Annotated in this window: 20 protein-coding genes and 1 other annotated feature; of the genes, 19 read left to right on the top strand and 1 reads right to left on the bottom strand. The window is 35.2% G+C overall.

All coding sequences use genetic code 11. From position 1 onward, the window contains the following. The first annotated feature begins 16 nt into the window (after positions 1 to 16). From infC to G8Y85_RS12165, 15 genes are all read left to right on the top strand, one after another. The gene (gene infC / locus G8Y85_RS12095; RefSeq protein ID WP_082021572.1) at positions 17 to 544 is read left to right on the top strand and encodes a translation initiation factor IF-3; all 528 of its coding nucleotides are present in this window, start codon (positions 17 to 19) and stop codon (positions 542 to 544) included. Between the two features lie 27 nt (positions 545 to 571). Continuing rightward, positions 572 to 772, top strand: coding sequence for a 50S ribosomal protein L35 (rpmI, locus tag G8Y85_RS12100; RefSeq protein ID WP_037565503.1), 201 nt, complete (start codon positions 572 to 574; stop codon positions 770 to 772). A 59-nt stretch (positions 773 to 831) separates the two neighbouring features. Continuing rightward, positions 832 to 1,188 carry a 50S ribosomal protein L20 gene (gene rplT / locus G8Y85_RS12105; RefSeq protein WP_037565502.1) on the top strand — a complete coding sequence of 119 codons (357 nt, stop codon included), beginning with the start codon at positions 832 to 834 and terminating at the stop codon, positions 1,186 to 1,188. A 219-nt stretch (positions 1,189 to 1,407) separates the two neighbouring features. Continuing rightward, the gene (locus G8Y85_RS12110; RefSeq protein WP_103345297.1) at positions 1,408 to 2,019 is read left to right on the top strand and encodes an NUDIX domain-containing protein; all 612 of its coding nucleotides are present in this window, start codon (positions 1,408 to 1,410) and stop codon (positions 2,017 to 2,019) included. Positions 2,020 to 2,028: 9 nt separating this feature from the next. Further along, the gene (locus G8Y85_RS12115; protein ID WP_165805923.1) at positions 2,029 to 2,952 is read left to right on the top strand and encodes a hypothetical protein; all 924 of its coding nucleotides are present in this window, start codon (positions 2,029 to 2,031) and stop codon (positions 2,950 to 2,952) included. 84 nt (positions 2,953 to 3,036) lie between these two features. Continuing rightward, a complete protein-coding gene (gene tig / locus G8Y85_RS12120) occupies positions 3,037 to 4,350 on the top strand; it encodes a trigger factor (RefSeq protein ID WP_165805924.1) in 1,314 nt (437 codons plus the stop codon). A gap of 212 nt (positions 4,351 to 4,562) precedes the next feature. Further along, positions 4,563 to 5,825: an ATP-dependent Clp protease ATP-binding subunit ClpX gene (gene clpX / locus G8Y85_RS12125; RefSeq protein WP_165805925.1), complete on the top strand. Its 1,263-nt coding sequence runs from the start codon at positions 4,563 to 4,565 to the stop codon at positions 5,823 to 5,825. Between the two features lie 69 nt (positions 5,826 to 5,894). After that, positions 5,895 to 6,482 (top strand): ribosome biogenesis GTP-binding protein YihA/YsxC, encoded by a 588-nt coding sequence (gene yihA, locus G8Y85_RS12130; protein WP_107400937.1) that lies wholly within the window; start codon positions 5,895 to 5,897, stop codon positions 6,480 to 6,482. A 122-nt stretch (positions 6,483 to 6,604) separates the two neighbouring features. After that, complete coding sequence (gene hemA / locus G8Y85_RS12135) at positions 6,605 to 7,945, top strand: glutamyl-tRNA reductase (protein WP_165805926.1); 1,341 nt, start codon at positions 6,605 to 6,607, stop codon at positions 7,943 to 7,945. Between the two features lie 14 nt (positions 7,946 to 7,959). Beyond that, positions 7,960 to 8,796 (top strand): cytochrome c biogenesis protein CcsA, encoded by an 837-nt coding sequence (ccsA, locus tag G8Y85_RS12140; protein WP_165805927.1) that lies wholly within the window; start codon positions 7,960 to 7,962, stop codon positions 8,794 to 8,796. A 20-nt stretch (positions 8,797 to 8,816) separates the two neighbouring features. Further along, positions 8,817 to 9,743 carry a hydroxymethylbilane synthase gene (gene hemC, locus G8Y85_RS12145; RefSeq protein WP_103345293.1) on the top strand — a complete coding sequence of 309 codons (927 nt, stop codon included), beginning with the start codon at positions 8,817 to 8,819 and terminating at the stop codon, positions 9,741 to 9,743. Between the two features lie 10 nt (positions 9,744 to 9,753). Next, positions 9,754 to 10,434: a uroporphyrinogen-III synthase gene (locus G8Y85_RS12150; protein WP_165805928.1), complete on the top strand. Its 681-nt coding sequence runs from the start codon at positions 9,754 to 9,756 to the stop codon at positions 10,432 to 10,434. After that, on the top strand, positions 10,431 to 11,408 hold the full coding sequence (gene hemB, locus G8Y85_RS12155) for a porphobilinogen synthase (RefSeq protein WP_060551210.1): 978 nt from the start codon (positions 10,431 to 10,433) through the stop codon (positions 11,406 to 11,408). Before G8Y85_RS12150 ends, hemB begins: the two co-directional genes overlap by 4 nt. A gap of 15 nt (positions 11,409 to 11,423) precedes the next feature. Next, a complete protein-coding gene (gene hemL, locus G8Y85_RS12160; protein WP_105988906.1) occupies positions 11,424 to 12,710 on the top strand; it encodes a glutamate-1-semialdehyde 2,1-aminomutase in 1,287 nt (428 codons plus the stop codon). A 215-nt stretch (positions 12,711 to 12,925) separates the two neighbouring features. Further along, a complete protein-coding gene (locus G8Y85_RS12165) occupies positions 12,926 to 13,996 on the top strand; it encodes an AbrB family transcriptional regulator (protein ID WP_165805929.1) in 1,071 nt (356 codons plus the stop codon). A gap of 55 nt (positions 13,997 to 14,051) precedes the next feature. Here G8Y85_RS12165 and G8Y85_RS12170 read toward each other — a convergent pair whose 3' ends face one another. After that, a complete protein-coding gene (locus G8Y85_RS12170) occupies positions 14,052 to 14,603 on the bottom strand; it encodes a DNA-3-methyladenine glycosylase I (protein ID WP_165805930.1) in 552 nt (183 codons plus the stop codon). Positions 14,604 to 14,658: 55 nt separating this feature from the next. Then, positions 14,659 to 14,868, top strand: a binding site (T-box leader). Between the two features lie 42 nt (positions 14,869 to 14,910). Between G8Y85_RS12170 and G8Y85_RS12175 the strand changes: the two genes are divergently transcribed. From G8Y85_RS12175 to radC, 4 genes are all read left to right on the top strand, one after another. Then, positions 14,911 to 17,541 carry a valine--tRNA ligase gene (locus G8Y85_RS12175; protein ID WP_103345289.1) on the top strand — a complete coding sequence of 877 codons (2,631 nt, stop codon included), beginning with the start codon at positions 14,911 to 14,913 and terminating at the stop codon, positions 17,539 to 17,541. Between the two features lie 11 nt (positions 17,542 to 17,552). Then, positions 17,553 to 18,815, top strand: a complete 1,263-nt coding sequence (locus tag G8Y85_RS12180) for a bifunctional folylpolyglutamate synthase/dihydrofolate synthase (RefSeq protein ID WP_103345288.1) — start codon at positions 17,553 to 17,555, stop codon at positions 18,813 to 18,815. Between the two features lie 170 nt (positions 18,816 to 18,985). Beyond that, the gene (locus tag G8Y85_RS12565) at positions 18,986 to 19,699 is read left to right on the top strand and encodes a prepilin peptidase (RefSeq protein WP_082624728.1); all 714 of its coding nucleotides are present in this window, start codon (positions 18,986 to 18,988) and stop codon (positions 19,697 to 19,699) included. Then, a complete protein-coding gene (radC, locus tag G8Y85_RS12190; RefSeq protein WP_060551203.1) occupies positions 19,696 to 20,379 on the top strand; it encodes a RadC family protein in 684 nt (227 codons plus the stop codon). The genes G8Y85_RS12565 and radC overlap by 4 nt, the downstream gene beginning before the upstream one ends. Positions 20,380 to 20,683: the final 304 nt, after the last annotated feature.

The raw sequence follows: 20,683 nt of genomic DNA on the forward strand, positions 1-20,683 counted from the left end.
CGTAAAACTATTGGAGGTGTCAACCATAGCTAAGGATCAAACGCAAGTTAATGAAAAGATTCGCGCAAAAGAATTACGTGTTATCGGTCAAAATGGTGACCAAATTGGTTTAAAAACCAAACATGAAGCATTAGAAATGGCAGACCGTCTAGGATTAGATGTCGTTGTTGTTGCACCTAATGCGAAACCGCCTGTTGCTCGTATTATGGACTATGGTAAGTACAAATTTGAGCAACAAAAGAAAGAAAAAGAAATGAAAAAGAAACAAAAAATTATCAACGTGAAAGAAATACGTTTAAGTCCAACAATTGAAGAACATGACTTCAATACAAAGCTTAAAAACGGACGTAAATTCTTATCTAAAGGTGATAAAGTTAAAGTTTCGATTCGTTTCAGAGGGCGTGCCATTACACATAAAGAAATTGGTCAACGTGTTTTAGAAAAGTTTGCTGATGAATGTAAAGATATTGCATCTGTAGAGCAAAAGCCTAAAATGGAAGGCCGTCAAATGTTTCTTATGTTAGCGCCAACTAACGAAAAATAAACAACGATTAAATAGGAGGAACTCACTATGCCTAAAATGAAAACTCATCGCGGAGCAGCGAAACGTGTTAAAAGAACTGGATCTGGTCAATTAAAACGTTCTAGAGCGTACACTTCTCACTTATTCGCTAACAAATCTACAAAGCAAAAACGTCAATTACGTAAAGCATCATTAGTATCTAAGAGCGATGCAAAACGTGTAAGACAGTTATTAACATACGTTAAATAATTTTAGTTTTCGATATGGTATGTAAGGCATACCGCAAGAGATAAAAGGAGGAATTTATTATGCCACGTGTTAAAGGTGGAACAGTAACAAGAGCGCGTCGTAAAAAGACGATTAAATTAGCAAAAGGTTACTTTGGTTCAAAAAGTACATTATATAAAGTAGCAAAACAACAAGTAATGAAATCAGGTCAATATTCATTCCGTGACCGCCGTCAAAGAAAACGTGACTTCCGTAAATTATGGATTACACGTATCAATGCAGCTGCACGTCAACACGACATCAGCTACTCACGTTTAATGAACGGTTTAAAAACTGCTGGTATCGATATTAACCGTAAAATGCTTTCTGAAATCGCGATTTCAGACGATAAAGCTTTCGGTGAATTAGTAAGTAAAGCGAAAGAAGCTTTAAAATAAACCTAATTAAAAATGCTTTTCACGTCTAAAGATTTAATCTTTTGAGTGAAAAGCATTTTTATCTTTGTGTGCATGTAGCTTCTTCAATTTAATTTAGACGAAAAATAATGGAGTAAGACGAGAAAACACCATGTGTAAGTTGTCATTGATACGGTATATCACTTTTCGTTATACCCATTCTCTGATACGATTAAGAAAATGAATATAAAGGAGAACATTATGTCGAAATTTGATGAACAAATCGCTGTCGTACAACGTCATTCGTTGTTCAACCAAGAAAAGAATGCTTTTAATGGTTTTATTTCTAAAAGCGATGCGAAGAGTATTGAAATTTTTAACACATTAGACCAGTATGAAGTAAAAAGACGTGGGGATATGGAAGAGGATCCTTCTTACAAACAACTTATATCCTACTGCATACTTGAAAATGAAAATGGCGACCTTTTAGTCTATGAACGTTTATCAGGTGGTGGTGAAGCACGTCTACACGGACAAGGCTCTATTGGTGTAGGTGGGCATATGAATGATGTTCCAGATGCACAAACCATCAATGACTTAATTATTGTCAATGCAAGTCGTGAGCTTGAAGAAGAGGTGGGGCTTCATGTTACAAGTGCATCACAACTTGAACATGTTGGATTCATCAATGACGACTCTAACGAAGTGGGTAAAGTTCATATTGGTATTGTTTTTAAAGTTAAAGTCAAAGCCAATAACATTGAAGTTAAAGAAACAGATACATTGAAAATAGAATGGAAGTCTCTTGAAGACATCAATGATTTAAATCAATTCGAATCATGGAGTGCGCTTATTTTACAAGATTTGAAATAGGTGATAAAGATGAGTGAAATAATTCCATTTCCAAAGCGTAAAGATAAAATTGAAAAAGATATGATCACATTTTTTAATCAAGGCGACTATGAACGTGTGTATGATTTATTCATTACGTACGAAGCATCGTTTGAGTTAACGTCACAATTAGCGCTAATGAAATGCGAAACATTATGGGAGTTAAAGTCATATCTTGAATTAAAAGAAGAAGCAAATATTTTAATGTCACAAGGGTTCCAACCATACGATACTTTGATGATTTATTATGTGAAAAGTTTGTTTGAATTAAAACAATATCATGCTGTGATTGATGTCATTGATCAAGTGATTGATGAAGTTAACGAACATCAAACACGCTTAGTATTTTTACCTATTAAAGATCAAGCGACGGCAGAACTTAATAAGCGTAAAGATTATTTTCATTACCAATTACAATCTTTCTTTAGTCTTTCTAATGGTGAACAGACGAAATTGTTATTAGATTTAATTGATGACCATGCTTATCAATATGCAGACACATTTGCATTTTATATCAAACATGAATCCCTTAATCATCGGTTAATGACGCTTATTCTTGAATATTTAAAATTTGCACACTATGAACAACCGATTCACATTGAAAAATTCGGCTTACACACAGAGGTTAAACCTCATCGTTTAAAAGGCGTTTCACACACAAGCTTCAACAATAAACTGATGCCTAGAATCATCGAATGGTTAGAGAAAGCAATGCCATCATTAGTAAGTGAGGCGTATGTGCATCTCAATACACACAATATCGCGTTGTATCCTTTTGAAATTACTTCAATTGATACTATTGACCATTGGTTGAAAGCGTATCAAATGTACTTTAAATCCTTAACAGGCGAGGAAAACAAAAAGGATGACGACTTACATGCATTGGTTGAACTTATAAATTTATTAAATACATAGGCGCTTGGGTTTATCACCACGCCAACCTATGCTATAATGAAGAAGTTGAAAAATTTTAATAGTATATCATGGAGGTTTATACACATGACAGCAACTTGGGAAAAGAAAGAAGGCAACGAAGGGTTATTACAAGTAACTGTTCCTGCTGAAGAAGTAGATAAAGCATTAGATCAAGCTTTTAAAAAAGTAGTTAAACAAATTAACGTACCTGGCTTCCGTAAAGGTAAAGTGCCACGTCCAATTTTCGAACAACGTTTTGGTGTTGAAGCGTTATATCAAGACGCTGTAGACATTTTATTACCAAAAGCATACAGCAATGCAGTTGAAGAAGCTGGTATTAATCCAGTAGATCAACCTGAAATTGAAGTAACTCAAATTGAAAAAGGTAAAGAATTCAAATTTGATGCGACAGTTACTGTAGAACCTGAAGTTGAATTAGGTGACTACAAAGGGTTAGAAATTGAAAAACAAAATACTGAATTAGCAGATGAAGAAGTGGAAGAAACTATTCAACAACGTTTAGAAGCAATGGCTGATATGGTGGTTAAAGAAGACGGTAAAGTTGAAGAAGGCGATACTGTAAATCTTGACTTCGATGGTTATGTTGATGGTGAACAATTTGAAGGTGGACAAGCTGACGGTTATGACTTAGAAATCGGATCTGGTATGTTTATCCCAGGTTTCGAAGAACAACTTGTTGGTTTAGCTGTTGGTGAAGAAAAGGATGTTGAAGTAACATTCCCTGAAGAATACCACGCTGAAGAATTAGCAGGTAAACCAGCAACTTTCAAAACAAAAATCAATGAAATTAAATCAAAAGAAGTGCCAGAATTAGACGACGAGCTTGCGAATGAACTTGATTCTGAAGCAAATACTGTAGATGAATATAAAGAAAACTTACGTAAGCAATTAGCAGAAAATAAAGCGACTGAAGCTGAAAATACACAAAAAGAAGAAGCAATTACAAAAGCTACAGATAATGCTAAAGTTGATATTCCAAATGCGATGATTAAAACAGAAGAAGATCGCATGGTACAAGAATTCGCACAACGTTTACAACAACAAGGATTAAACCTTGAAACGTATTTCCAAATTTCAGGTCAACCTGAAGAGGATTTACGTGGTCAAATGAAAGAAGATGCTGAACAACGCGTGAAAACAAACTTAACATTAGCTGCGATTGCAGATGCTGAAAATATCGAAGCAACAGACGAAGATGTTGAAAAAGAACTTGAAACAATGAGTGCTCAATTCGGTATTTCTGTAGACGATATTAAATCAACTTTAGGTAACACAGACATCGTTAAAAATGACGTACGTGTGAAAAAAGTTATTGATTTATTAGTTAAAGAAGCTAAGCTTGTTGAAGCGACTAAAGAAGAAGAAAGCGACAAATAAGCTTTGAGATAACGAAACATGCTAATATGGTTTCATTTCTCAATTTAAATAGTAAATGAATAGTTGCGGGGGTGAGTGTTTGAAGCCAAGTGATGCATATCGGTTTCACATTCACTCCCATCTTATTTTATGCAAATAACTTGATAGGCTATCCATTTGCGTAATAGAATGCTTTTTAGTATAGTCATAGAAGAACAGGGGTGTAATCAATTATGTTTAAATTCAATGAAGATGAAGAAAACTTAAAATGTTCTTTCTGTGGTAAAGATCAAGACCAAGTCAAGAAGCTTGTAGCAGGAAGTGGTGTATACATTTGTAATGAATGTATCGAACTTTGCTCTGAGATTGTTGAAGAAGAATTGAATCAAAACGAAACAGAAGAACTCACAGAATTACCCACACCAAAAGAAATTATGGAACAATTAGACAGCTACGTTATCGGTCAAGATAGAGCTAAAAAATCGTTAGCAGTAGCTGTATATAACCATTATAAACGTGTTAAACAATTAGGACCTAAAGATGACGATGTAGAATTGCAAAAAAGTAATGTTGCACTTATAGGGCCGACTGGTAGTGGTAAAACATTATTAGCGCAAACATTAGCTCGAACATTAAATGTGCCGTTTGCTATTGCGGATGCAACGAGTTTAACGGAAGCGGGTTATGTGGGTGAAGATGTTGAAAATATCCTTTTACGTTTAATCCAAGCAGCTGATTTTGATATCGATAAAGCTGAAAAAGGGATTATTTATGTTGATGAGATAGATAAAATTGCACGTAAATCTGAAAATACATCGATTACACGCGATGTATCAGGTGAAGGTGTGCAACAAGCATTATTAAAAATATTAGAGGGTACGACTGCGAGTGTACCGCCACAAGGTGGACGTAAGCATCCAAATCAAGAATTTATTCAAATCGATACTACGAATATTTTATTTATTCTTGGTGGTGCGTTTGATGGCATTGAAGACGTGATTAAACGCCGTTTAGGAGAAAAAGTCATTGGTTTTGCGAGTAGCGAAGCATCAAATTATGATGACGCATCATTATTAGAACATATTCGTCCTGAAGATTTACAAACGTATGGCTTAATCCCTGAATTTATCGGTCGTGTACCGATCGTTGCTAATCTTGAAACATTAGATGTTGAAGCATTAAAAAACATTTTAACACAACCTAAAAATGCACTCGTTAAACAATATACGAAAATGTTAGAGTTGGATAATGTTGCATTAGAATTTACAGAAGAAGCACTTAATGCGATTAGTGAAAAAGCCATTGAACGTAAAACTGGCGCGCGTGGTTTACGCTCGATTATCGAAGAAGCGCTCATCGATATTATGTTTGATGTCCCTTCAACTGAAAATGTTGCAAAAGTAGTCATTACGAAAGAAACGATTATTAACGAAACTGAGCCTGATTTATATGATTCAGAAGGAAATCTTTTAAACGATAAGAAAACTTCTGCATAACAATAGGCATCATTATTGGCCTAAGCTGAATGTAACGATTCAACTTAGGCTTTTTTATGAGGTGAATACATGAATATTAATCCAAATAATGTAGATATTTTAATAAGTGCGGTCAAACCTGAACAGTATCCTGAAATTGGATTGCCTGAGGTGGCGCTGAGTGGGCGTTCTAATGTTGGAAAATCATCGTTTATAAACAGTATGATTGGTCGGAAAAACATGGCAAGAACGTCCCAACAACCCGGTAAAACACAAACATTAAACTTTTTTGATATTGATCATCAGTTAATCTTTGTCGATGTTCCAGGATATGGGTACGCAAAGGTAAGTAAAAAACAAAGAGAAGCGTTTGGAAAAATGATTGAAACATATATTACACAACGAGAGGCTTTAAAACTTGTTATTCAATTAGTAGATCTTAGGCACCCTCCTACAGAAGATGATGTCCTCATGTATGACTTCTTAAAATATCATGAGATTCCAACATTAATTATCGCGACTAAAGAGGATAAAATTCCTAAAGGTAAGGTTCAAAAACATATCAAAGTGATAAAAGAAGCATTAGAACTCGAAAAAGGTGATCACATCATCAGTTATTCTTCTGTTGATAAAAAAAATCAACAAATGATTTGGGATGCGATTACGACGCACTTTTAAATGTGAGTTTGACAAATTCATGACAACATCATTTAGCAACTTATAAATACGGGCAATAATAATTAGAATGACTTTAATGTATGTTATAATTTGGGTATTGTAGATATAACGGGGGCGTTATAATGTATATGATTTCTGTAAGTGTGAATCATCACACTGCGAATGTATCATTGAGAGAAAAATTAAATTTTAATAACGTGGATATGTATCGTGTACATGAAACGTTGTATGAAACGAAATCAATATTAGAAAATGTTATCGTATCCACATGTAATCGAACTGAAGTCTATGCTATTGTAGACCAAATTCATACTGGGCGATATTATATTCAACGCTTTTTAGCGCGTGAGTTTAATTTTGAAGTTGATGAAATCAAGCAATTTACAGATGTGAAAGTGGAAGATGATGCTGTGACACATTTGTTTAGAGTTACATCTGGATTAGATTCTATTGTATTAGGTGAAACGCAAATTTTGGGTCAAATCCGAGATGCATTTTTAATTGCGCAAAAAGCAGGAACTACGGGTATTATTTTTAATGAATTATTCAAGCAAGCGATTACATTTAGTAAAAAAGCGCATCATGAAACGGATATAGCCGATCATGCTACAAGCGTTTCTTATGCAGCGGTGGAGCTAGCGAAGAAAATTTACGGTAAATTAACGCGTCGTAATGCTTTAGTGATTGGTGCAGGTGAAATGGCAGAACTTGCCATTATGAATTTAAAAGGTGCAGGCGTGACAGATATAACAGTTATCAACAGAACGCTTGAACGTGCTGAAGATTTAGCACTAAAACATCATATTTCTGTCGGTGCGTTTTCTGAAATAACGCATTATTTGGCTACTGCTGACATTGTAATTAGTTCAACGAGTGCAGAAGGGTTTGTCATTACAAAAGACATGATTGCACTGAGTCACGATTTAAATAAAAATCGTCAACAGGTTTTAATCGATATCGCGGTACCGCGAGATATTGAACCACTAGACACCGTTGATTCTAATATTTTTATATACGATGTCGATGATTTAAAAGGGCTTGTTGATGCGAATATGAGAGAGCGTCAAAAAGCTGCAGCACTTATCGCTGAACGCATTCCAAATGAAATTGATAAGCATAATGAGTGGGTCAAAATGTTAGGCGTCGTCCCTGTCATTCGAGCGTTGCGCGAAAAAGCAATGACCATTCAGGAAGAAACAATGATTAGTATCGATCGTAAGTTGCCACATTTATCTGATAGAGAACGTAAAGTGATATCTAAGCATACTAAAAGTATTATTAACCAAATGTTAAAAGATCCTATTAAGCAAGCTAAAGAAATTAGCGATGATAAATATTCAGAAGAAAAGTTAGCACTCTTTAAAGAGATTTTTGATTTAGAGGTGACGTCTGACTATAAGACAGAAGCCACTGAAAAAAAGAGACACTTACTTAAGCAGAGGTTTTTCTTACTAGATAATTAAAGAATGGTGATGCTATGGAAGAAGCATTTTTTATAAGATTTCATGAATGTATCTTTATCATTTATTTAATCAGTGTGCTCACTTTAACGATCGATGTATTGCATAAAAATAGTCGATTTCAAAATATTGGATTTTATACATTAGGCATCGCATGGGTACTTCAGACCAGTTCATTGGTTTTGTATATTTTTTGGATGGGGCAATTACCTTTAACCTCAATTATTGAAAGTTTTTATATACTAACATGGCTGATATTAACGATTACTTTTATCTTTGCGGTCTTTAGAAGTTCCGCATATTTAATTGCATTGCTGAATCTGATAGGTTTAATGTTTATGGCAATTCATACGTTTCATCCGAATCAATTTCAGTTAAATGGTTCACGTTTAAATGTGATTAATGAGTTATTAATCTTCCATATCTCATTCGCACTTGTCAGTTATCTTTTTTTCGCAATTGCGTGTGTGAATGCGATACTGTATTTAATACAATATCGTAATTTAAAAGAAAAGCGTTTTAATCAAGATTACTTTCGTATTGGTAGTGTGGCGACTTTAGAAAAAGGCGTTTTTTATAGTTCGTTTTTAGGAGTAATGTTACTGTTTATCAGTATTCTCTTAGGTATTCAATGGGGGATATTGACGGTAGGGCATCATATATTTTTAGATTTAAAAGTCATATCATCAATCTTTATCTTAATATGTTACGGGTTTTACATTACATTAAGGTTGTTGCGCAAGTTCTCATCACTTGCGTTAATTTATGTCAATATCGGACTGTTCATATGTTGTATGATTAATCTTATATTTATTACGCAACTGTCAGAATTCCATCAATGGACAGGTGTATAAAATCGTTTGGAGGACATATTATGCGTAAATTGGTAGTAGGTTCAAGACGCAGTCAATTAGCTTTGACACAAAGTAAACAATTCATCGAAAAACTGAAAGCGATCGATCCAACTTTAGATATCGAAATCAAAGAAATTGTGACGAAAGGGGATCAGATCGTTGATCGCCAACTGTCTAAAGTGGGCGGTAAGGGATTGTTTGTAAAAGAAATACAGAACGAATTATTTAATAAGAATATTGATTTTGCTATTCATTCTTTGAAAGATGTGCCGAGTGTACTTCCAGAAGGCTTGGTCATAGGATGTATTCCAGATAGGGAAATTCCTTTAGATGCATATATCGCAAAAAATCATACGCCATTAGAAGATTTAGCAAGTGGCAGTATTATAGGTACGAGTTCTTTACGTAGAGGTGCCCAAATTCTTGCGCAATACCCGCATTTAAAAATCAAATGGATACGGGGAAACATCGATACACGATTACGCAAACTTAAAGAAGAAGACTATGATGCCATCATTCTAGCAGCAGCTGGATTAAAAAGAATGGGTTGGTCTGACGATGGCGTTACGGCTTATCTTGATGACCGTCTTGTCTTACCAGCTATAGGTCAAGGTGCGCTCGGTATTGAATGTCGTGCAGATGATGACGCTTTACTTGCATTACTTAAAAAAGTACATAACCCGGATGTTGCGGCATGTGTTACGGCAGAACGTACCTTTTTAAAAGAAATGGACGGTAGTTGTCAAGTACCTATTGCTGGACATGCGCGTATCACATCTAATGATTCCATTCTATTTAAGGGACTCATTATGTCAACAGATGGAAAGCAACGTTTTGAATATGAAGCGGAAGGTAAAGATCCAGTCGCATTAGGATTAAAAGTGAGTGAACAACTCAAGGCACAAGGTGCTGAAACAATTATCCAAGCTTTAAGCGAATCACATTGAGGTGTATAGTATGAAGCCAAACGTATTGATGACACAAACACATACATTTGAAGACGCACGCGTAAATATAAAACATTTACCATTTTTAAAACCTGTTGCGTTAGCATTTGATACCCGTGTGTTAGCGTCTCATTTTGATTGGCTTATTTTTACATCTAAAAATGCAGTAAAATTTTTCCGTCCATATTTACAAGTTGTTTCATATGAAAATGTGGCAGTTATCGGTGAGAAAACAAAGCAGTATTGTGATAGTATTGGACTAGATGTCGCTTTTTATCCAAAAGATTATTCTCAAGAAGGTTTCATAGAAATGCATCCATTTCATCAAAAGGAGCGTGTCCTGATACCTTCAAGTGTCAAGGCACGTCCGAAGTTAATGGAGACACTTAATTCACAAGGCATCATAGCAATTAAAGTCGATTTATATGACGTACATATTGAACAACAGTCTATTCAACAAGCAATGGAAGTCCTTGCAAACAGTGAGGTTGATGCGATAACATTTGCAAGTTCATCGGCAGCGCATGCTTTTTTTAGTATATCTCCGCCACAACGTCCGAATTTATACTATGCAATTGGATTACAAACGGCAAAGACGATTCATCAATATGGCTATACGTGTAAAGTTGCACACAAGCAGACATTGGAAAGTCTCATTAATAAAATTATTGAAGAGGGGTCAAATATATGAAGTTTGATAGACATAGAAGATTACGCGTTTCACCAACAATGAGATCAATTGTGCGAGAGACACATTTACGTAAAGAAGATTTAATTTATCCGATTTTTGTTGTTGAAAAGGATGATGTTAAAAAGGAGATTACATCTCTTCCTAATGTATATCAAATCAGTTTAAATTTATTACATGAAGAAATCAAAGAAGCTTATGATTTAGGCATTCGTTCATTTATCTTTTTTGGTATTCCTAATGAAAAGGATGCATGTGGTACTGGGGCATTTATAGATGATGGTGTGATTCAAAAAGCGACGCGCATTGCAAAAAAACTTTATGACGATATTTTAGTTATAGCAGATACATGTTTATGTGAATATACAGATCATGGACATTGTGGTTTGATTGACGATCATACACACGATGTTGATAACGATAAAACTTTACCTTTACTTGTTAAAACAGCGGTTTCTCAAGTTAAAGCAGGCGCTGACATTATCGCACCAAGTAACATGATGGATGGGTTTGTTGCAGAAATTCGTCAAGGTTTAGATGAAGCAGGTTATCAACATATTCCAATCATGAGTTATGGGATTAAATATGCGTCTAGTTTCTTTGGACCATTCCGAGATGCCGCTGAATCTACGCCATCTTTTGGTGACAGAAAAACATATCAAATGGATCCTGCTAATCGCCTTGAGGCACTTCGTGAATTAGAGAGTGACCTGAAAGAAGGTGCAGATATGATGATTGTTAAACCTGCACTCAGCTATTTAGACATTATTAGAGATGTACGAAATAACACGAACATCCCAGTTGTTGCATACAATGTGAGTGGTGAATATAGTATGACAAAAGCTGCAGCGATAAATGGTTGGATTGATGAAGAAAAAGTGGTCATGGAACAAATGATTTCTATGAAACGTGCAGGGGCAGATTTAATTATTACGTACTTTGCGAAAGACTTATGTCACTATATCGAGAGACAATAGGAGGTTATAAACGATATGCGTTATGAAAAATCAACTCAAGCTTTTGAAATTGCTGAAAAATTAATGCCTGGTGGCGTTAATAGTCCCGTTCGTGCATTTAAAGCGGTAGACACACCTCCTTTATTTATGGAACGTGGTGAAGGAAGTAAAATATATGACATTGATGGCAATGAATATATTGATTACGTATTGAGTTGGGGACCTTTAATTTTAGGTCACCGGGATCCTAAAGTGATAGATGCGATTCATAAGGTTGTGGATCGTGGCACAAGTTTTGGTGCATCTACCCTTGAAGAAAATAAATTAGCGCAACTTGTTATCGATCGTGTCCCTTCAATCGAGAAAGTAAGAATGGTTTCTTCTGGTACAGAAGCGACGCTTGATACATTAAGACTCGCGCGTGGTTATACTGGGAAAAATAAAATTATTAAATTTGAAGGAAATTATCATGGGCATAGTGACTCTCTATTAATTAAAGCGGGTTCCGGTGTTGCGACACTTGGTTTACCGGATTCACCAGGTGTACCAGAGGGCACGGCTAAGAATACAATTACGGTCCCTTATAATGATATAGAAGCGGTAAAATATGCATTCGAGCAATTTGCCGATGATATCGCGGCAGTGATTGTCGAACCAGTTGCAGGTAATATGGGTGTAGTTCCCCCAGTAGAAGGGTTTTTACAAGGTTTAAGAACCATTACACATGAACATGATGCATTGTTGATTTTTGATGAAGTTATGACTGGATTTAGAGTAGGTTACCATTGTGCACAAGGTTACTTTAATGTCACACCAGATTTAACTTGTCTAGGAAAAGTAATTGGTGGTGGCCTTCCAGTGGGGGCGTTTGGTGGTAAAAAAGAAATTATGGATCATATCGCACCGAGTGGTGATATCTACCAAGCGGGAACGCTATCAGGAAATCCGCTTGCCATGACAAGTGGCTATATGACGTTAAGTCAATTGACTCCTGAAAGTTACGTATATTTCAATGAATTAGGGGACGCATTAGAAGAAGGACTTAAAACAACCTTTGCTAAATATAACGTACCGATTGTGATTAATCGTGCCGGTTCGATGATAGGTTTCTTTTTAAACGAAGGACCTGTGACGAATTTTAAACAAGCGAATCAAAGTGATTTAAAATTATTCAGCATGATGTATCGTGAGTTAGCGCAAGAGGGTGTCTTTTTACCTCCGTCACAATTTGAAGGTATGTTTCTTTCTACATCACACACACATGAAGATGTTCAAAAAACAATAGCAGCTTTTGATACAGCTTTAAGTAGAATTATTAAGTAATGTTAAAAATATTAAAATTGTCATAAGTTTGTTTTATGAGTAGGTTGCCGTGGCAATAATAGGATTGGTTTTCCATTGAAAAGATGTGAGGTATACAAGTAAATGATGCAAGAATGAATTGATGTACATATGTGACAATTGCTACAATCAACATCGTTTTATTTTATATCACTTGAAAATGGAAAACCTATAATTTTTTATTGGCGGTGTTTGAGATGAAAAGCACGTATCTAAAGCATAATTTAATATTATTTGCACTTGCATTAGCGTGTAGCTTTATTTTGTACTTTCTCAATATTATGCTGCCATGGATGTTTGGACCTATCATAGCCAGTGTGATTGCTGTGCGTGTTTTAAAACTAAATGTAAAATGGCCATGGCTTTTAAGTGAGTTAGGTTTAATTATGTTAGGTGTACAAATAGGAAGTGCATTTACGTCTAAAGTGATAAATGATATTAAATACGATTGGTTTTCTATTATTCTAGTTACAATCCTTTTATTGGTATTAGCGCTTATCGTGTCAATAGGGTTTAAGCGTATTGCTAAAGTGAATACTGAAACGGCATTACTCAGTGTGATACCCGGTGCACTCAGTCAAATGCTTGTAATGGCTGATGAAAATAAAAAAGCGGATATTCTTGTCGTGAGTTTAACCCAAACGTCACGGATTATATTTGTCGTCATACTGGTACCACTGATTTCATTCTTTTTTAAACATGATCAATCAACGACAGCTGAACACAATCTCCCACTTACTCAAGTTCTCAACATTCTGGATGTGTTCATTCTCGTTATGAGTATAGCGTTGGTTTATTTTTTAATGAAATGGATCAAGTTCCCAACCAAAATGTTGTTAGCCCCTATAGTGGTTTTAATTGTGTGGAATATTGCTACAGGTCGTGCTTTTACTGTAGATTATCCTATTATTGCGATAGCACAAATGATGTATATGATTCGTATTGGTATTCAAATTTCACATCTTATTGATCGTATGAAAGGTCGCGTTGCTGTTGCGGTAGCGTATCAAAATATTTGTTTGATTTTAGGTGCGTTTATAATGGTTTTTGCAATTAAAACTTTAAATACTGCATCTATCAATGAACTCTTTTTGAGTGCAGCGCCTGGTGGGATGAGTCAAATTGTTTTAATTGCACTTGAAACCGGGGGAGATGTTGCGATGATTTCTAGCTATCATATCTTTAGGATATTTTTTATCCTCTTTATCATCGCTCCAATCATTCATTACTATTTAGGTTATCGTATGAAGCGGAATGCGGATAATTAAATTATAAATGAGCAGTATAATGCATTTGATAAAACGATGCACTATACTGCTTTTTTTAAGGTCTATAAGGACAATCTATAAGATGACTATTATACATACCACACGCTTCCATAAAAGAAAAAATGGTCACTGGTCCGATAAACTTAAATCCATAATGCTTTAAATCTTTAGAAAGTTTTTTGGGTGTATCATTGACTGTTATACGTTCATCAGCTGTTTGATATTTGAAATCAATTGGCGTGTGATTGACATAAGACCATAGGAAGTCACTGAAACTGCCATGTTCTTGTTCAATTTTAATATAACCTTTTGCTTGTGAAACAATAGCTTCAAGTTTTTTTCTATTATGAATGATATTAGGAAATGTCATTAGCATATCGATATCATTTTGTGTCATTTGCGCTACTTTATATGGGTCAAAATCATGAAACGCTTTTCGATAATCGTCTTTTTTCTTTAGAATAGTCAACCAAGATAATCCAGCGTGTTGAGATTCTAATGCTAAAAGTTCAAATAATGCGAGACTATCATACATTGGCTTTCCCCATACATCATTGTGATAAGCGAGATAAATAGGGTCTTTCGTACCAAAAGCACATGCATTCATAAATATCACTCCAATTATTGACTTCATTATGGATTCAGTATACTATAATAATGAATTAAATATTAAATTTGGGAAGAGTAGGTAAGTCACTTTTTTAAGAGAGTGCATGGTGCTGTGAATGCATAAAAGTCTTATTGAAGGTAGCCCACGTGTACTTTAACTGAACCATCGGAGTAAGTTAAAGCGTCTCATGAGCGTTAATCATTAGAGTGCAATAGTGTATACTATTGAAAATAGGTGGTACCACGGAACATCCGTCCTATATCAGGACAGATGTTCTTTTTTATTTTACGGAGGGATTAAAACTATGGAAATGCAACCTAAATATCATCCGCAAGAAGTTGAAGCGGGTCGTTATCAAGAGTGGTTAGACCAATCACTTTTTAAACCTACAGGAGATCAAACGAAACCAACATATACAATTGTCATCCCACCCCCAAATGTTACAGGTAAGTTGCATCTAGGACATGCTTGGGATACAACTTTGCAAGATATTTTAACGCGCATGAAGCGTATGCAAGGTTATGACACATTGTATCTACCAGGTATGGATCATGCAGGTATTGCGACTCAGGCTAAAGTTGAGGCAAAAATGAAAGAAGAAGGTATTTCACGTCATGATATCGGACGCGAAAAATTCCTTGAAAAAGCTTGGGATTGGAAAGAAGAATATGCAGACTTTATCCGTCAACAATGGGCAAAACTTGGTTTGGGTCTTGATTATTCCCGTGAACGTTTTACATTAGATGAAGGTTTGAGTAAAGCGGTACGAAAAGTTTTTGTTGATATGTACAACAAAGGATTAATTTATCGCGGAGAACGCATTATTAACTGGGATCCAGAAGCGCGTACCGCATTATCAGATATCGAAGTGGTACATGAAGATGTCAACGGTAAATTTTATCATTTTAAATATCCTTTTGCTGATGGAGAAGGATATATTGAAATCGCTACAACGCGTCCAGAAACGATGTTAGGTGATACAGCAATTGTTGTAAATCCAGATGATTCACGCTATCAGGATGTGATTGGTAAAAAAGTTATCTTACCACGCGTAGGTCGCGAATTACCTATTATTGCAGATAGCTATGTAGATAAAGATTTCGGTAGTGGTGCGATGAAAGTGACACCTGCACATGACCCAAATGACTTTGAAATCGGAAATCGTCATGAACTTGAACGCATCGTGGTAATGGATGAATCGGGTCATATGAATGATTTAGCAGGTGAATATGCAGGACTAGATCGCTTTGAATGTCGTAAAAAACTCGTTGCGGACTTAGAAGCTGAAGGCCTTGTAATTAAAATTGAAGATCATGTGCATTCTGTCGGTCATTCTGAACGTACAGGTGCAGTGGTGGAACCTTATTTATCTACACAATGGTTTGTTAAAATGGCACCTTTAGCTCAACAAGCATTAGATAATCAAAAAGGTGATGGCCGTATTGAATTTGTGCCAGCTCGTTTTGAGAAAACTTTTAATCGATGGATGGAAGAAATTAGAGATTGGACAATTTCTCGTCAATTATGGTGGGGGCATCAAATTCCGGCTTGGTATCATAATGAAACCGGTGAAATTTATGTTGGTGAACATGCACCTAAAGATGCCCACAATTGGACACAAGATGAAGATGTCCTTGATACGTGGTTCTCAAGCGCATTATGGCCATTTTCAACGCTTGGTTGGCCAGATGAAGAGGCGCAAGATTTTAAACGTTATTATCCAACCAATGTACTTGTAACAGGATATGATATTATTTTCTTCTGGGTCGCACGTATGATATTCCAAGGTTTAGAATTTACAGGTCAAAAACCATTCAATGATGTGTTATTACATGGTTTGGTTCGTGCTGAAGATGGTAGAAAAATGAGTAAATCTTTAGGAAATGGTGTAGATCCTATGGATGTCATTGATCAGTATGGTGCGGATAGTTTAAGATTCTTCTTAGCTACAGGTTCATCACCAGGGCATGATTTACGCTATTCTACAGAAAAAGTTGAATCCGTATGGAATTTCATCAATAAAATTTGGAATGCTGCGCGTTTTAGCTTAATGAATATCGGCGAAACGTTCAAATATGAAGATATTGACTTAACTCAAGATTTATCAGTCGCAGATCAATGGATTTTAACACGCTTGAATGAAACTATTGAAACAGTGACGCACTTAAGTGATAAATATGAATTCGGTGAAGTAGGTAGAGTACTTTATAACTTTATTTGGGATGAATTCTGTGATTGGTATATTGAAATGAGTAAAATACCAATGAATGGTGATGATGAGAATCAAAAAAATGTAACGCGATCCGTTTTAAGTTATACACTTGACCGTATGATGCGCTTACTTCATCCTTTTATGCCATTTGTAACAGAGCATATTTGGCAAAACTTACCACATGAAGGCGAATCTATTGTCACAAGCGAATGGCCAACTGTAAATAATGCATTGATGTTCTCAGAAAGTAAACAAATCATGCAACAGCTTGTTGAAATTATTAAGTCCGTTCGTCAATCACGACTAGAGGTGAATACACCTTTATCTAAAGCAATTCCTATTAAAATTCAGGCTAAAAATGACGCAACAAAAGCATTGTTAATTGCAAATCAACATTACTTAGAGCGTTTCTGTAATCCGAGTGAATTAGAAATAAGTACTGAAGTGTCTATTCCTGAAAAAGCAATGACTTCTGTAGTGAGTGCAGGTGAAGTTATTCTTCCATTAGAAGGTTTAATTGATATGGATAAAGAAATCGCGAGACTTGAAAAAGAGCTTGATAAATGGCAAAAAGAGTTAGACCGTGTGAATAAAAAATTATCAAATGAGAATTTTGTTAATAAAGCACCTGAAAAAGTCATTAATGAAGAACGTGCAAAAAAAGCGCAATATCAAGAAAAATTTGACGGTGTTCAATCAAGAATCGAACAACTAAAAGCTTAGGAGTATAGGGTATGAATTATCTAGATAGTTTATATTGGATACACGAACGTACAAAATTCGGCATAAAACCTGGTGTGAAACGCATGGAATGGATGTTAAGTCGCTTAAATCACCCTGAACGTAATATTAAAGCAATTCATGTTGGGGGTACAAACGGCAAAGGTTCAACTGTTGCGTATTTACGTACAGCGCTTGTTAATAATGGTTATGAAGTCGGCACATTCACATCTCCTTATATTGAAACATTCAATGAGCGTATCAGTTTGAATGGTGAACCAATATCAAATGATGCAATTGTAGCGCTAGTAGCACGCGTAAAACCTGTAAGTGAAGCAATGGAACAAGAGACGGATTTAGGTGTTGCAACGGAATTTGAAATCATAACAACCATGATGTATCTCTACTTTGGTGAGATACATCCCGTTGATTTCGTCATCGTTGAAGCAGGGTTAGGTGTTAAAAATGACTCGACGAATGTTATTCAACCTATCTTAAGCGTCTTAACAAGCATAGGACTAGATCATACGGATATTCTGGGCCATTCTTATTTAGATATAGCAAAAGACAAAGGTGCTATTATTAAGCCACATACACCGGTTATATACGCAGTTAAAAATGAAGAAGCTTTAAAATATTTGAGACAACTCGCGATCGATTTAAATGCCCCAGCAATGGAGTATGACCGAGATATTTTAGTAGTGTCAGAAGCAGATGAATTTACGTATAGATATAAAGACTATGAAATGGAAAATATTGCCTTAAAAATGCTAGGAGAACATCAAAAAGAAAACGCTGCTTTAGCTATTACAGCATTGATTGATCTATTTGAACGACAAATCATTGATATTGATTTTAATAAGATGATTCAAGGTATAGAAAGTGTACAGTGGAAAGGGCGAATCGAAAAAGTAAATGACAGCCCTTTAATTATTATTGATGGTGCGCATAACAAAGAAAGTGTAGATGCGCTTGTCGATACGATTGGTCGTTATTATGGTCTTGATAAAGTCGATATTTTGTTTTCTGCTATTAAAGGTAAACCTATTTCTTCGATGTTAACTGCTTTTAATACGATTGCAAACCATTTTTATGTTACTGGCTTTGAATTTCCTAAAGCTTTACCGAAACAAACACTTTATGATGAAGTAGAGTTTAAAGACAAAACTTTAATCGATGACTATGTCGACTTCATTAAAAATTATCAAGGTGAAGCGTTATTAATAACTGGAAGTTTGTACTTCATAAGTGAAGTCAAAGCTAAGATGGGATACTAATTAATACAGTTTATTAAAAACGTGCTTAAACTTTGAAAGATTATTACAATTTTTCAAGTACTTTAGGCGCGTTTTTAATTATATAGTCAATTAAACGTGGGAAAATAAGAGTGATCGAAATTTATATTTATTGCCTGCCGTCATGTATACTTTATGTGAGGGAGGTCATCATGATTTTACAATGCTATTTTGGAAGTTGTTTAATGAGTTTTCTATTATGTGTTTCGCGATATCGTTTACATCATTGGAAACAATTATTTTCACGGTCAAAATGTAACCATTGTTTTAAAACTTTAAGGTGGTGGATGCTCATTCCAATAATGAGTTTCATTTTACTCAAAGGGAGATGTTTTTACTGTCATTACCAAATACCACGTTTTTTATGGGTCGGTGAATGCTTAGGCGCGTTCACAAGTTTTTTAATTTTTACACATGCATTTCAAATCGAAACAATGTATTTTTATCTTTTGAGCTTCATTTTACTGACGATGAGTTTCATTGATGTTCAGTCTTATATTGTCCCACATCGTCTTTTGCTATTATTACTAGTGATGGTAGCAATCATGAGACCAGGCCAGTTTCATTTTTCTCTTCTTACATGTTTATGTATAAGCATACTTCTAGTCATAGGAATTGTATTTCACCACTTCATAGGATTTGGTGACATTAAACTTTTGATGATTCTATTTACGATCTTACCTGTCCCATTCGTCCTTTACACAATATGGTTTACTTTTCCTTTAGCATATTTATGTTATCCATTTTACGCTCCATTTTTATCTGATAAGCATTATATCCCCCTTGTTCCTTTTATCACACTATCATTTTTTATTGTTGCTTATTGTTATCCACTGTTGAATGTATGGTTAGGAGGTGTCATATGACCCGCATCAAAGATTTATCTCCTGAAGAAATGCCCAAAGAGCGTTTAATTCATTCAGGTGCTCAAGCGCTATCTAATACAGAATTGTTAGCCATATTAATTAACACTGGTAGCAAAGGGCGATCGAGTTTAGATATTGCAACCACTTTATTGTCCCAAAGTAAGACGTTGAGCGCTTTACAAAATATTTCATTGCAAGAATTAGTTACTTTTGAAGGTCTCGGGACAAGTAAAAGCACGACATTGTTGGCAGCTTTTGAATTAGCGCGACGTTTAAATTTTAAAGTTGATAAAAACAACTCACAAATGATTAAACATCCTGATCAAATCGCAGCCATGTTATATCCTCAACTTCAATTTGAAAAGCAAGAACATTTTATCGTGTTCATTTTAAATACTAAACATCAAATCATTCATCAAGAAACATTATTTAAAGGCACTTTGAATAGTGCTATCATTCATCCAAGGGAAGTTTTTAAAATCGCGCTTAAATATTCAGCGCATGCGATCATTGTGGCACATAATCATCCATCTGGTGACCCAACGCCATCTTCTGCAGATATCGAAACGACCATACGTTTAGCAGCATGTGGAGACACGATGGGGATTCAACTACTCGATCATATAGTGATTGGACACCAATGTTATGAATGTGTCATTATTGATGAAAACAAAAAATAAACGCTATACGTAATTTTACGTATAACGTTTTACATTAAAGTTGAAAATTTTCAGCAAGCAACATGAATAATTTATAACACAAGTAAATGATTAAAACAAATATTCCGGCTTTGATTAAAAATCTTATTATCGTAACACTTACTCTAAATAGTAATACGACAAGTAATATAATTAAGAATATTGAAAGTATGCTCAATAATCGTCACTCCTTTACTCTAATATACGCATTTTAAATAAAAATTGCATCCGACTTGCGCTCGTGGTTAAATTAAGTCTATAGAATGAGGTTGGATGTGAGTAAATG

The sequence above is a fragment of the Staphylococcus sp. 11007852 genome (genome assembly GCF_011394325.1).
GTDB classification, from domain to species: Bacteria; Bacillota; Bacilli; order Staphylococcales; family Staphylococcaceae; genus Staphylococcus; species Staphylococcus agnetis.

Coding starts and splice junctions, on each gene's coding strand:
- rpmI (WP_037565503.1), top strand. CDS start 572: ATGCCTAAAATGAAAACTCATCGCGGAGCAGCGAAACGTGTTAAAAGA.
- rplT (WP_037565502.1), top strand. CDS start 832: ATGCCACGTGTTAAAGGTGGAACAGTAACAAGAGCGCGTCGTAAAAAG.
- G8Y85_RS12110 (WP_103345297.1), top strand. CDS start 1,408: ATGTCGAAATTTGATGAACAAATCGCTGTCGTACAACGTCATTCGTTG.
- G8Y85_RS12115 (WP_165805923.1), top strand. CDS start 2,029: ATGAGTGAAATAATTCCATTTCCAAAGCGTAAAGATAAAATTGAAAAA.
- tig (WP_165805924.1), top strand. CDS start 3,037: ATGACAGCAACTTGGGAAAAGAAAGAAGGCAACGAAGGGTTATTACAA.
- clpX (WP_165805925.1), top strand. CDS start 4,563: ATGTTTAAATTCAATGAAGATGAAGAAAACTTAAAATGTTCTTTCTGT.
- yihA (WP_107400937.1), top strand. CDS start 5,895: ATGAATATTAATCCAAATAATGTAGATATTTTAATAAGTGCGGTCAAA.
- hemA (WP_165805926.1), top strand. CDS start 6,605: ATGTATATGATTTCTGTAAGTGTGAATCATCACACTGCGAATGTATCA.
- ccsA (WP_165805927.1), top strand. CDS start 7,960: ATGGAAGAAGCATTTTTTATAAGATTTCATGAATGTATCTTTATCATT.
- hemC (WP_103345293.1), top strand. CDS start 8,817: ATGCGTAAATTGGTAGTAGGTTCAAGACGCAGTCAATTAGCTTTGACA.
- G8Y85_RS12150 (WP_165805928.1), top strand. CDS start 9,754: ATGAAGCCAAACGTATTGATGACACAAACACATACATTTGAAGACGCA.
- hemB (WP_060551210.1), top strand. CDS start 10,431: ATGAAGTTTGATAGACATAGAAGATTACGCGTTTCACCAACAATGAGA.
- hemL (WP_105988906.1), top strand. CDS start 11,424: ATGCGTTATGAAAAATCAACTCAAGCTTTTGAAATTGCTGAAAAATTA.
- G8Y85_RS12165 (WP_165805929.1), top strand. CDS start 12,926: ATGAAAAGCACGTATCTAAAGCATAATTTAATATTATTTGCACTTGCA.
- G8Y85_RS12170 (WP_165805930.1), bottom strand. CDS start 14,603: ATGAATGCATGTGCTTTTGGTACGAAAGACCCTATTTATCTCGCTTAT.
- G8Y85_RS12175 (WP_103345289.1), top strand. CDS start 14,911: ATGGAAATGCAACCTAAATATCATCCGCAAGAAGTTGAAGCGGGTCGT.
- G8Y85_RS12180 (WP_103345288.1), top strand. CDS start 17,553: ATGAATTATCTAGATAGTTTATATTGGATACACGAACGTACAAAATTC.
- G8Y85_RS12565 (WP_082624728.1), top strand. CDS start 18,986: ATGATTTTACAATGCTATTTTGGAAGTTGTTTAATGAGTTTTCTATTA.
- radC (WP_060551203.1), top strand. CDS start 19,696: ATGACCCGCATCAAAGATTTATCTCCTGAAGAAATGCCCAAAGAGCGT.